Below are 11,159 nucleotides of genomic sequence, written 5' to 3' on the forward strand. Positions count from 1 at the left end.
GACGCCGCGAGCGCGATGGTATGATCACGGCCTCGCCGCGCCTACTGCTGATTATTCGCCTTGCGCGGCCGCTGGAGCCCATCGTGCCCACCTCAAAGCCAATCGGCCTGCGTCAATGGATCTGGCGGGCCTTCGTGCGCAGCGCGCTCATCCCACTGGTGCTAGTGGAGACCGCGTTGATCGCGATCTATCTGCTGACCAACAACGCCATTCGCGACGCTCAGGTCGAGCATCTGCGCGAAACCGCGCTCAACGACCTGCAGGCGGCGGTAAGTCTTGAGTCGCGTCTGATCAGCGAGCAGCTCAGCCAGGTCAGCTCCCTGACCCAGTTGTATCGCAATCTCACAGCGCAGGCGCTGCAGAGCGAAGCGCCGCAGCAGACGCCCAATCTAGCGCTGAGCGACGACGGGGTGCGCTACAGCCCCAGCGATGACGGCGGTGCCGCCGTGTTCTATTCCAACGCCACTGCCCCCGAGCGGCATGACCTGCAGAAGATCGCCAGACTGCGGCAGCTGGAGCCGCTGATGAAGGAGATCGAGGCGCGCAATCCGCTGGTCGCCAGCCTCTACTTCAACAGTTGGGATAGCTTCAACCATATCTATCCGTGGTTCTTCACGCTCGATCAGTACCCGGCGGACATGGATATCCCCAAGTACAACTTCTATTACCTGGCAGACGCCAAGCACAACCCGTCGCGCGGCGTAGTGTGGACCGATGTCTACCTCGACCCGGCCGGGCACGGCTGGATGATGTCGGCGACCGCGCCGGTGTACCGCGGCGATTTTCTCGAAGGCGTGGTCGGCATCGACATCACCGTCAGCGGCATCCTCGAGCAGATTGGCCAGGTGCAGGTGCCCTGGGGTGGCTACGCCATGCTGGTCAGCGATGATCTGTCGATCATGGCGCTGCCCGAACCTGGCGAAGCGGATTTCGGCCTGGCCGAGCTGACCGAGCATTCCTATCTTGATGCCATCCGCCGCGAGGTGTTCAAACCGGAGGATTTCCAGCTCGATCGCCGCCCGGAAACCGCTGAGCTCGCCGCGGCGATCTCCGGGGCCAGCAGCGGCGTACAGCAGGTGATGCTTGGCGGCCGGCCGCAGCTGGTGGCCTGGACCACTGTGGCGCAGACCGGCTGGCACCTGCTGGCGGTGGTCGATGAGGCCGCGGTATTTCGCCAGACCAATGCCCTGGCGAGCCGTTATCAGCAGATCGGCTATCTGCTGATTGCCGGGTTGGTGCTGTTCTATATCGGTTTCTTCGCCCTCATGTGGCTGCGCGCACGCCAGCTCAGCGGCGCGCTGCTGACGCCCATCGCTGGCATCTCGCGGATGCTCGGCGAGATTGGCGTCGGCCGCTGGCAGCCGCAGCCGCAGCCGGCCCAGTCGCAGATCCGCGAGCTGGACGAAATGTGCCGTCACACCCAGGACATCGGTAGCCGCCTGGCCTACAGCGAATCCGAGCGCTGGGAGGCGCAGCGACGACTGGAACTGGTGCTGGAAAGCGCAACCGAGAGCCTCTGGGAATATGACATGCCCAACCACCGGCTGCGTATACGCGGCGGTATGGGGACGCGCTTCGGCCTGCCGTCGGGGCAGCTCAGCGATAGCGAGTTCCGTCGCCGTATCCACCCCGACGACTTGCCGCAGGCGCTGGCGCAGATCGAACGCGTCAGCCGGGGACTGCAGCAGCGCTACGAGGCCGAATACCGCTTCGCCGATACCCAGGGCCACTACCACTGGCTGCTCAGCCGCGGGCGTGTGCTTGAACATGATCCGGATACCGGCGTGGCGAAGATACTCGCTGGTACTCATGTGGATATCGACGCGCTGAAGCGGGTCGAGGAAGAACTACGCGCGGCGACCCTGCAGGCCCAGGCTGCCAGCGAAGCGAAGGGCCGGCTGCTCTCGGGTATCAGCCATGAACTGCGCACGCCGCTCAATGCGATTCTCGGTTTCGCCCAGCTGATGCGCATGGACTGCGACGACGAGAGCCAATCCGAGGCGGCGGAATACCTCGACGAGATCCTGCTTGCCAGTCGCCATCTCAACCAGCTGCTGGGCGAGATTCTCGAGTGGTCCAGCCTGCAGAACGAACCGGCGCAGCTCGAACTGCAGGCGGTGGACGTCTGCAAACTGATGCGCGAGTGCGCCGAACTGGTCTCGCTTGAGGTTCAGCAACGCGGCCTGCATCTGCAGTTGCAGTTGCCGGATGAGCCACTGCAGGTGCTTGCCGAGCCGCGTCGGTTGCGCCAAGTGCTGCTCAACCTGCTGTCCAACGCGATGAAGTACAACGTTCCCGATGGCCACATCAGCCTGCGTACCGAAACCAGCCCGGGGCATGTGCGGCTGTTGGTCGAGGATACGGGATTGGGCATCGAGCCCGCGCAGCAGGCGCAGGTGTTCGAACCCTTCCAGCGGCTCGGGCGCGAGAACAGCATGATCCAGGGCACCGGCATAGGGCTGTCGCTGTGCCTGGAGTTCGCCCGCCTGATGAACGGCCAGCTGGGACTGCACAGCGAACCTGGCGTCGGCAGCCGTTTCTGGATCGAACTGCCACGCCTGGCGCCTGCTGCGCTGCAGTAGCGCGGGGTACTGGCTGGTCACGCCTTGCGCTATACTGCGCGGCTTTCGCGCGGGCGGCCAAGGTCGGTCCGCGACTGTCCAGGCCACGCTCTTTTGCGTGGTTTGTTGTTCTTGACGCGCCCGCGGGCGCCCAATGAGAGGCACGACGATGAGCGCACTGGTAGGCGTGATCATGGGCTCCAAGTCCGACTGGTCCACCCTGAGCCACACCGCCGACATGCTGGAAAAGCTGGGCATCCCCCATGAAGTGACGGTGGTGTCCGCCCATCGCACCCCGGACCTGCTCTTCCAGTACGCCGAACAGGCCGAAGCCCGCGGGTTACGCGTGATCATCGCCGGCGCCGGCGGTGCCGCCCATCTGCCGGGCATGTGCGCCGCCAAGACGCACCTGCCGGTGCTCGGCGTGCCGGTGCAGTCCTCGATGCTCTCCGGCGTCGATTCGCTGCTGTCCATCGTGCAGATGCCGGCGGGCGTGCCGGTCGCCACCCTGGCAATCGGCAAGGCCGGCGCGATCAACGCCGCGCTGCTGTCGGCGAGCATCCTCGGTCACGAGTTTCCCGAGTATCACCAGGCACTGAAGAAATTCCGCGACGAGCAGACCCAGACCGTTCTGGACAGCCCGGACCCACGCGTCTGAGCCGAGCCTGCCGGCGCGGCGACGCCCGCTGGCCGGTATAAACTTGCTTTCCTGCGCCGCGCGACGCGCGCGCTCGATCTGCCGCCTACTGAAGGGCCGTTGATATGAAAATTGGTGTGATCGGTGGCGGCCAGCTGGGCCGCATGCTGGCCCTGGCGGGCACTCCGCTGGGCATGAGCTTCGCCTTCCTCGACCCGGCGCCGGACGCCTGCGCCCAGGCCCTCGGCGAGCACATCCGCGCCGACTACGACGACAAGGACCACCTGCGCCGGCTGGCCGACGAGGTGGATCTGGTGACCTTCGAGTTCGAGAGCGTGCCGGCCGAGACGGTGGCCTTCCTCTCGCAGTTCGTGCCGGTCTACCCGAGTGCCGAATCGCTGCGCATCGCCCGAGATCGCTGGTTCGAAAAATCCATGTTCAAGGACCTCGGCATTCCCACCCCGGACTTCGCCGACATCCAGTCCCAGGCCGATCTCGACGCCGCGGTGGCCAGCATCGGCCTGCCGGCGGTACTCAAGACCCGCACCCTGGGTTACGACGGCAAAGGTCAGAAGCTGTTGCGCAAGCCGGCGGATGTGAGCAATGCCTTCGCCGAGCTGGGCAGCGTGCCGTGCATCCTCGAGGGCTTCGTGCCGTTCACCGGCGAAGTCTCGCTGATCGCCGTGCGCGGGCGTGATGGCGAGACCTGTTTCTATCCGCTGGTACACAACAGCCACGAGAGCGGCATCCTGCGGCTGTCGGTGGCCAGCAGCAACCATCCGCTGCAGGCGCTGGCCGAGGACTACGTCGGTCGCGTGCTCAAGCAGCTCGACTATGTCGGCGTGCTGGCCTTCGAGTTCTTTGAGGTCGATGGCGGCCTGAAGGCCAACGAGATCGCCCCGCGCGTGCACAACTCCGGGCACTGGACCATCGAAGGCGCCGAGTGCAGCCAGTTCGAGAACCACCTGCGTGCCGTCGCCGGTCTGCCGCTGGGCTCGACCGCCAAGCTGGGCGAGAGCGCCATGCTCAACTTCATTGGTGAAGTGCCGCCGGTGGAAAAGGTCATCGCCATCGAGGATTGCCATCTGCATCACTACGGCAAGGCCTTCAAGGTCGGACGCAAGGTTGGCCACGCCACCCTGCGCTGCCCCGATCGCGCCACCCTCGACCGGCAGATCACCGCCGTAGAGACGCTGATCCCGCATTCCTGACGCCCGGCCGTCAGGCTTCGGCGAACGGTGACAGAGCCCTCGGGTCCGATTGGTTACCCACCTTTCGGACCTCAGGAACTTATCCATGGGCATCATCGGCACCATCATCATCGGCCTCATTGTTGGCCTCATCGCGCGTTTCCTCAAGCCCGGCGACGACAGCATGGGCTGGATCATGACCATCCTGCTCGGTATCGGCGGCTCGCTGCTGGCGACCTATGGCGGCCAGGCTCTCGGCCTGTACCAGGCGGGCGAAGGCGCGGGCTTTATCGGCGCGGTGGTCGGTGCGATCATCCTGCTGGTCATCTACGGCATGGTCACCAGCCGCAAACATTGATCCACCGGGGGCCGCGCCCAGTGGCCCCGTTCTCTCTCATGTAGTTGCCTTATGCGCACATTCGTCCTCTCGCTGCTCTGCTGTCTCGCACTTGTTTCCCACGCCCAGGCCACGCCGCCCGAACTCGACTGGCTCGAGCTGATGCCGCCCGAGGACCGCCAGGCGCTGGAGGAAATGCCCGAAATCGACCACTCGACGCCGGAAGATGCCGGCTTCAGCGATCAGGGCGGGCTGAAGCAGGACGCCGGGCTGCCGGCGGTGATGTACTCGGCCAAGACCGTCGCCGAACTGAATGGCCGCGAGATCCGTCTGGGCGGCTATCCGGTGCCGCTGGAGAGCGACGCGCGCGGGCGCAGCACCGAATTCTTCCTAGTGCCCTATCCGGGCGCCTGCATCCACGTACCGCCGCCGCCGCCGAACCAGATCGTGCTGGTGCGCTACCCCAAGGGCATCGCCCTTGAGGACATCTACGCCCCGCTGTGGGTCGACGGTCGCCTGCAGATCGAGCCGGTCAGCAACGAGCTGGCCGATGCCGCCTATGCACTGGAAGCGGCGGCAGTCGAACTGGTCGACGAAAGCGACCTCTGAGGCACCGGTCATGGCGCTGCCCACTGAACTCCGTCAGGCGCTACGCGACCTCGCCGCGCACACCGATGGCATCGATCTGCCGGTCTACCAGGCATTCGAACGTGATCCACAGGAGCCGATCATCGGGCTTGGCGAAGCCGATGCGGCTATCTGCTTCTTCGGACGCGACCCCGGCCGCGAAGAGATACGCCATGGCGAGCCCTTCATCGGCTCCGGCGGGCAGATCGTCCGCCGCGTGCTCTATCGCCACCTGCATGGCGAGGAGATGCCGGATTTCGAGGCGGGGCGGGCGCTGGGGCGGCACTACTTCTGGATCAACACCGTGCCGTACAAGCCGGTCGGCAACAAGGCCTGGTCGATGGCAGTCAAGCGCCGCTTCCATCCACTGATGCGCCAGTTGCTGGTGGACAGCTGGCGCGGGCGGCACATCATCACCCTCGGGCGCGAGGCGTTTCTCTGGTTCGGCATCGACCAGCCGCGTGAGACGCGCCAGCGTCTGGAAGACTTCTGGCAACGTGAGGACCGCTTCACTGCCAGCGTCGACGTCGAGCTGCAGGACGAACAGGGGCAGGCCCAAACCTTCACCCTGCACCCGCTGCCGCATCCCTCGCCGTTGAACCAGACCTGGTTCAAGCGCTTCCCGGACCTGCTCGAGGCGCGCCTGCGCCAGCTCGACGAAAAACCAGTCCGTTAGTGGCCTTTGCCAAGTTTAGTTGGTCAATTTCGGTGCCTATGGCCCCGATACTGTGTTGCTGCTCCTTGTCACAGCCCGGCTATGACTCGTCGCAGCGCCTTGCCTCTCATCCGAACTTGCCTCAACCAACCCACCGCACAGGCCGCTAGCCGCTGACCTGATTGCTGATCTGCCCGGCCTGCCAGGCAGCGACATTGCCCAGCGTGGTGCCGGCGATCGCAGCCAGCGCCTCGTCGGTGAGAAATGCCTGGTGCGCGGTGACGATGACGTTGGGAAACGACAGCAGCCGCGCCAGCACATCGTCCTGCAGCGGCAGGCCGGAGTGGTCCTCGAAGAACAGCCCGGCCTCTTCCTCGTAGACGTCCAGGCCCAGGTAGCCGAGCTGACCGCTCTTCAGCGCGCCGATCAGTGCTGGCGTGTCGATCAGCGCGCCACGGCCGGTGTTGATCAGCATGGCGCGCGGCTTCATGGTCGCCAGGCTCTGCTGGTTGATCAGGTGGCGGGTCTGCGCGGTCAGCGGGCAGTGCAGGCTGACGATATCACTGCTGGCGAGCAGCTCGTCGAGTGCCACATAACGCATGCCGACGCGCTCCAGTTCCGGGTTGGGGAAGGGGTCGTACAGCTGCACCTCACAGCCGAAACCGAGCATGATCCGCGCGAACACGGCGCCGATCTGCCCGCTGCCGACCACGCCGACGCGCTTGCCCACCAGATCGAAACCGGTCAGCCCCTGCAGCGAGAAATTGCCCTCGCGGGTACGGTTGTAGGCCCGTGGCAGGCGCCGGTTGAGTGCCAGGATCAGCGCCACGGTGTGCTCGGCCACCGCGTGCGGCGAATAGGCCGGCACCCGTACTACTGGCAGGCCGAGGCGGTGGGCACAGGGCAGATCGACGTGGTTGTAGCCGGCCGAACGCAGGGCGATCAGCCGCGTGCCTCCAGCGGCGAGCCTCTCCAGCACGGGCGCCGACAGCACGTCATTGACGAACGGGCAGACCACCTCAGCGCCCGCGGCCAGCGCCACGGTGTCGGGATCGAGGCGCGATTCGAGGAATTGCAGCTCGAAGCCATGTGCCTGATTGGCGGCCCGGAAGCTGTCACGGTCGTAGGGCTTGCTGCTGAACAGGGTGATACGCATCGGGAGCCTCGTTGAATAGGGCGACTGCCCACAGGGTGCGGCAGTTGTCGGCCGAGGCCAAGTCGCTTCTGCCTACGGGCTCTGCCTGGACTGGTTCGACGCTCAGCCCTCGCTGCGCCGCGGGTCGGCACTGCGCGGGTAGGTGCGCTCCTCCTGGATGGTGCCGTCCTTCTTGTGAATCTTCACCGAGGCCGTTTTGCCTTCGAGGAAGGTTGCGGTCACCTGCAGCATCTCATCCTTGGTCGCAGCGGTCTTCGATGCGCGGGTCGCCCCCTGCTTGCGCAGTTCCCAACCGTTATCGGTGGCGTTGATGTGGTAGTTGTCCATGCGTGCCTCCTCTGACGTGATGCGGGTTTAGAGGGGCGTCGGCCGGGGCGGTTCACCGAGTCGCGCACTGGTGGCGTGCAGGCTGATAGCCTGTGCGGCCAGCCCTCGCGGAGCATCTCATGCACACGCACGCCCGATTGCGCGCCATCATCTCGGCCGACCCGCTGCGCATGCGGGTGCTCGATCTTGTGAAGGCGCTCGCCCTGCCGGATTGCTGGGTGGCTGCAGGTTTCGTGCGCAGTGCGGTGTGGGATCACCTGCATGGACGTGACAGCAGCCCGCTGCCTGCGGATATCGATGTCATCTGGTTCGACCCCGACCGGCCCGACAAGTCGCTGGATACCGGGCTAGAGGCGGCACTGCGGCGCTCGGACGGCTCGCTCAACTGGTCGGTGAAGAACCAGGCCCGCATGCACCTGCACAACGCGGATCAGCCCTACCGGTCGGCAGTGGACGCGATGACCCACTGGCCGGAAACGGCCACTGCAGTCGGGGTGAGGCTGGGAGCGCTGGAAGAGATCGAGGTGGCGGCCCCGCTGGGGCTGGACGATCTGTTCGATCTGATCGTCCGACCCACGGCGGCCTTTCGTGCCGGCAAGCGACAGGTCTATCTGGAGCGCCTGGCCGCGAAGGGCTGGTCTGAAACCTGGCCAGGCCTGCGCATTCGGCAGGACTGACCGGCAGCGCCGTTCTGCGGGCTAGATGAACGCCTGCCGCGCTACGCCACGGGGCAGGCGATTGCGCCCCGGCAGCTGCTCCAGGCGCTTCTGCCATTCGGCGCGTGCAGACAGGACTGAAGCCGGCTTCGCTGTCGTTGCGGGCGCAGTCGGGGCGGTCTTTACCGGCGCTGCGGGCGCACTCGCTGCAGTTTTCGCTGCCGCTGCGGGGGCCGTCGTTGCCGTCTTCGCCACGGCTGCAGGTGCACCCGCCGTGGTCTTCGCCGCCTTCGCGGCAGCCCTCAGTTCGGCGAGGCTCGGTGTCTTGCGTACAGGCTCGCTCACAGCCTTTTCCACGCTGCGCAGGCACAGCTTGCAGGAAACCTGAGCGGCATCGCCGGAACTGTTGAGGCTTGAGCCGGTGCGCCCGCATGCGACATTCCCATTGGGCGCGGAATAGTGAATCACCACCGTACTGTCTCCTGAATTTCGGGGCGCGGGATTCTACACGCTCGGTCCAACCAGGCAATGCCGGTGGTAGAAACTCAGGGGGCAGCCGTCCGTGCGCCGACGCCAGCCGGTTGCAGCGCGTCGATGCCCGGTGAGGTCATGCCGACGAGGTTGGGCATGTCCGTACGGATGATTTCGGCGAACAGGCGCAGCTTGGCGGGATAGCTGCGCGCGTGCGGGTAGATGAGGTAGACGGGCAGGGGAGCGGCTCGCCACTGCGGCACGAGCTGAATCAGCCGGCCTTCTTCGATGTCCTGCGCAACCACCCAGGCGGAGCTGGCGCACGCGCCAAGCCCTGCCAGTGCCGCACTGCGCAGGGCGTAGAGGCTGTCCGTGCTCATGCGTGGCTGGATAGCGAAACGATGCGAGCGCCCGTCCGCCTGGCAGGTCAGTACGACCTCGTCGGTGTAGTAGGTCCGCAGGGCCAACCAGGGCAGACGCTCGAGTTGCTCGGTGGTACTCGGCAGAGGGCCGTCGCCAGCCAGCGACGGATGGGTCACTACAATGCGCGGGACTTCGCCGAGGCGGATGGCAACGACGGACGGGTCCTCGATGACGCCCACCTGGATGGCGCAATCGATTCCCTCGGCCGTGAAGTTGGGCGAGCGATCATGCAATACCCATTCGACGCTGACGTTCGGGTAGCGCGACAGGTACTTGCCGAGCGGAGCGATCAACTGGTCCTGGCCGAAGGCGTGCGGGACCTGCACCCGAAGCGTGCCGCGCGGGTCGTCACGCGCGCCGAGCAGCTCGGCTTCCATCTCGCTCCAGCTTTCAAGGACCTGTCGGGCGAAACCGTAGCAACGTTCACCATCACCGGTGAGCTGCATGCGGTGGGTCGAGCGATTGAGCAGCTGCAGGCCGAGCGACCGCTCCAGCGCCTGCAGCCGGCGGCTGACCGTGGGTTGGGTGGTGCCCAGTTGCGCCGCCGCCGCCGAGAGACTGCCGGCATCGACGATTCTGATGAACGTGCGCAAGAGATCGATGCGATCGATGCCAGCCGTCGAGTAGTCGTTCATACGTGTCTCGCATAAGGGATCTGCAGATGAGCCTACTACAGCAGTCGATCATGCACATGGAGAATGACCAGACACTGTTCGGACCAGGACCCTTCTCATGACTTCCTCATATTCATCCCCGGCGCTCGCCAACAGCTCGGGTCTGCTCTCGCCTGGGCTTGTTCTGCTCCTGGCATCAGGCGCCGGCTTCAGCGTCGCGACGCTCTATTACAGCCAGCCGATCCTCGGTGTGCTCGGTGCGGAGATCCAGGCCAGCGAAGGCGCTGTCGGCATGGTTCCGATGCTGACGCAGCTTGGCTATGCGTTCGGCATTCTGCTCCTGGCGCCGCTGGGTGACCGTTATGACCGGCGCGGAATCATTCTGGCGAAGGCGGTGCTGCTCATGCTGGCTCTGCTGCTCGGCAGCATCGCGCCGGGCGTCGGTACATTGCTCGCTGCGAGCCTGGTGATCGGCCTTGCCGCGACCCTGGCACAGGACATCGTTCCAGCGGCCGCGACCCTGGCGCCCGAATCGCAACGCGGCAGGGTCGTGGGCACGGTCATGACCGGCCTGCTGCTGGGCATTCTGCTCTCGCGGGTCATGAGCGGCCTGATCGCCGAGCAACTCGGCTGGCGTGCCGTTGCCTTCAGTGCATTCTGGTCGACGCTTGCTGTCATGCTGCATGCCGATTTCGGACTCGGTAGCGCCGCGGCCGGCGCGTTTGGCCTGGCAGGTGCCGCTGGCGCACTCGCCGCACCCTTGGCCGGTCGCCTGGCCGATCGCCGCGGACCGGAGCGCGTGACACGCCTGGGCGCGGCGCTGACTGCCGCATCCTTCGCTGCCCTCGGCTTGGTCGGAGTGGTGCCGCCGGAGATCCAGTTGGGCGTGATCGTGGTGGCCGCCATCGGCTTCGATTTCGGCATCCAGGCGACCTTGGTCGCTCATCAGACCATCGTCTACGGCATCGACCCGCCGGCGCGCAGTCGCTTGAATGCTGTGCTGTTTACCGGTGTTTTCGTAGGGATGGCGACCGGCGCGGGACTGGGCAGCCTGGCGCTTGGACAATGGGGCTGGAATGGCGTGGTCGTGCTGGCGACCCTGGCATCCATAGGCGCACTGGCGGCGCGTCTTGTACGACGGGTTGCACCTTGACCGCCACCGAGCTCGGCCGATGCCACGAGAGGCGCGTCGCTACGTGCATCTGCGGCATCTCCTCGCAAGCTGCTCGGCTGAATTGGTCGCCGGAGTATTGCGAGCTCAGCCTAAAACGAAAAAAGGCCCGCATTTCTGCGAGCCTTCAAATCGTGGTGCCGGCACCAGGAGTCGAACTATGGGTCCCTGGGTGGCATGAAACCTAGGAATGTGGTGATCTCAGAGTTAGAGATATACCAAAACGTATACCCATAGCTTGGTCTACCCTGCGTCTCTTCTAAGCTGGCTCCTCAGTATCTAGTGGCCTGAGCGGTTAGTTCAATAATCTATTTTTCATCGCGCCAAGTTTAGC

Annotated in this window: 12 protein-coding genes; 8 read left to right on the forward strand and 4 right to left on the reverse strand. The window is 65.4% G+C overall.

Going from position 1 to position 11,159, the window contains the following annotated elements:
* Positions 1-83: 83 nt before the first annotated feature.
* The 6 genes from RT582_RS09750 (at position 84) to RT582_RS09775 (ending at position 6,028) form a co-directional block, all read left to right on the forward strand.
* Positions 84-2,582 carry a sensor histidine kinase gene (locus RT582_RS09750; protein ID WP_313477260.1) on the forward strand — a complete coding sequence of 833 codons (2,499 nt, stop codon included), beginning with the start codon at positions 84-86 and terminating at the stop codon, positions 2,580-2,582.
* A 148-nt stretch (positions 2,583-2,730) separates the two neighbouring features.
* Entirely contained in the window at positions 2,731-3,219 is a 489-nt protein-coding gene (purE, locus tag RT582_RS09755; protein WP_014822018.1) for a 5-(carboxyamino)imidazole ribonucleotide mutase, read from the forward strand.
* Positions 3,220-3,323: 104 nt separating this feature from the next.
* Positions 3,324-4,409 carry a 5-(carboxyamino)imidazole ribonucleotide synthase gene (locus tag RT582_RS09760; protein ID WP_023445445.1) on the forward strand — a complete coding sequence of 362 codons (1,086 nt, stop codon included), beginning with the start codon at positions 3,324-3,326 and terminating at the stop codon, positions 4,407-4,409.
* An 85-nt stretch (positions 4,410-4,494) separates the two neighbouring features.
* Positions 4,495-4,746 (forward strand): GlsB/YeaQ/YmgE family stress response membrane protein, encoded by a 252-nt coding sequence (locus RT582_RS09765; RefSeq protein WP_003297756.1) that lies wholly within the window; start codon positions 4,495-4,497, stop codon positions 4,744-4,746.
* A gap of 51 nt (positions 4,747-4,797) precedes the next feature.
* Positions 4,798-5,334, forward strand: coding sequence for a DUF3299 domain-containing protein (locus tag RT582_RS09770; protein ID WP_101276401.1), 537 nt, complete (start codon positions 4,798-4,800; stop codon positions 5,332-5,334).
* Positions 5,335-5,344: 10 nt separating this feature from the next.
* Complete coding sequence (locus tag RT582_RS09775) at positions 5,345-6,028, forward strand: uracil-DNA glycosylase family protein (protein ID WP_312944106.1); 684 nt, start codon at positions 5,345-5,347, stop codon at positions 6,026-6,028.
* Between the two features lie 145 nt (positions 6,029-6,173).
* Here RT582_RS09775 and RT582_RS09780 read toward each other — a convergent pair whose 3' ends face one another.
* Together RT582_RS09780 and RT582_RS09785 are read right to left on the reverse strand one after the other, a co-directional pair.
* A complete protein-coding gene (locus RT582_RS09780; RefSeq protein ID WP_313477261.1) occupies positions 6,174-7,163 on the reverse strand; it encodes a 2-hydroxyacid dehydrogenase in 990 nt (329 codons plus the stop codon).
* Positions 7,164-7,265: 102 nt separating this feature from the next.
* Complete coding sequence (locus RT582_RS09785; protein WP_023445441.1) at positions 7,266-7,490, reverse strand: DUF2188 domain-containing protein; 225 nt, start codon at positions 7,488-7,490, stop codon at positions 7,266-7,268.
* 119 nt (positions 7,491-7,609) lie between these two features.
* Between RT582_RS09785 and RT582_RS09790 the strand changes: the two genes are divergently transcribed.
* Positions 7,610-8,167 carry a nucleotidyltransferase family protein gene (locus tag RT582_RS09790; RefSeq protein WP_313238923.1) on the forward strand — a complete coding sequence of 186 codons (558 nt, stop codon included), beginning with the start codon at positions 7,610-7,612 and terminating at the stop codon, positions 8,165-8,167.
* 21 nt (positions 8,168-8,188) lie between these two features.
* On the opposite strand, the gene RT582_RS09795 is transcribed toward RT582_RS09790, so the two are convergent.
* Together RT582_RS09795 and RT582_RS09800 are read right to left on the reverse strand one after the other, a co-directional pair.
* Entirely contained in the window at positions 8,189-8,617 is a 429-nt protein-coding gene (locus RT582_RS09795; RefSeq protein ID WP_255848356.1) for a hypothetical protein, read from the reverse strand.
* A 74-nt stretch (positions 8,618-8,691) separates the two neighbouring features.
* Entirely contained in the window at positions 8,692-9,675 is a 984-nt protein-coding gene (locus RT582_RS09800) for a LysR family transcriptional regulator (RefSeq protein ID WP_313477262.1), read from the reverse strand.
* Between the two features lie 97 nt (positions 9,676-9,772).
* Between RT582_RS09800 and RT582_RS09805 the strand changes: the two genes are divergently transcribed.
* Entirely contained in the window at positions 9,773-10,807 is a 1,035-nt protein-coding gene (locus RT582_RS09805; RefSeq protein WP_313477263.1) for an MFS transporter, read from the forward strand.
* The last annotated feature ends 352 nt before the right edge of the window (positions 10,808-11,159 follow it).

Source organism: Stutzerimonas kunmingensis (genome assembly GCF_032106285.1).
GTDB lineage: Bacteria > Pseudomonadota > Gammaproteobacteria > Pseudomonadales > Pseudomonadaceae > Stutzerimonas > Stutzerimonas kunmingensis_B.

Bases quoted from the DNA above. Each gene is read 5' to 3' on its own strand.
- RT582_RS09760 (WP_023445445.1), top strand. From the start codon at position 3,324: ATGAAAATTGGTGTGATCGGTGGCGGCCAGCTGGGCCGCATGCTGGCC.
- RT582_RS09765 (WP_003297756.1), top strand. From the start codon at position 4,495: ATGGGCATCATCGGCACCATCATCATCGGCCTCATTGTTGGCCTCATC.
- RT582_RS09775 (WP_312944106.1), top strand. From the start codon at position 5,345: ATGGCGCTGCCCACTGAACTCCGTCAGGCGCTACGCGACCTCGCCGCG.
- purE (WP_014822018.1), top strand. From the start codon at position 2,731: ATGAGCGCACTGGTAGGCGTGATCATGGGCTCCAAGTCCGACTGGTCC.
- RT582_RS09805 (WP_313477263.1), top strand. From the start codon at position 9,773: ATGACTTCCTCATATTCATCCCCGGCGCTCGCCAACAGCTCGGGTCTG.
- RT582_RS09800 (WP_313477262.1), bottom strand. From the start codon at position 9,675: ATGAACGACTACTCGACGGCTGGCATCGATCGCATCGATCTCTTGCGC.
- RT582_RS09790 (WP_313238923.1), top strand. From the start codon at position 7,610: ATGCACACGCACGCCCGATTGCGCGCCATCATCTCGGCCGACCCGCTG.
- RT582_RS09780 (WP_313477261.1), bottom strand. From the start codon at position 7,163: ATGCGTATCACCCTGTTCAGCAGCAAGCCCTACGACCGTGACAGCTTC.
- RT582_RS09770 (WP_101276401.1), top strand. From the start codon at position 4,798: ATGCGCACATTCGTCCTCTCGCTGCTCTGCTGTCTCGCACTTGTTTCC.
- RT582_RS09785 (WP_023445441.1), bottom strand. From the start codon at position 7,490: ATGGACAACTACCACATCAACGCCACCGATAACGGTTGGGAACTGCGC.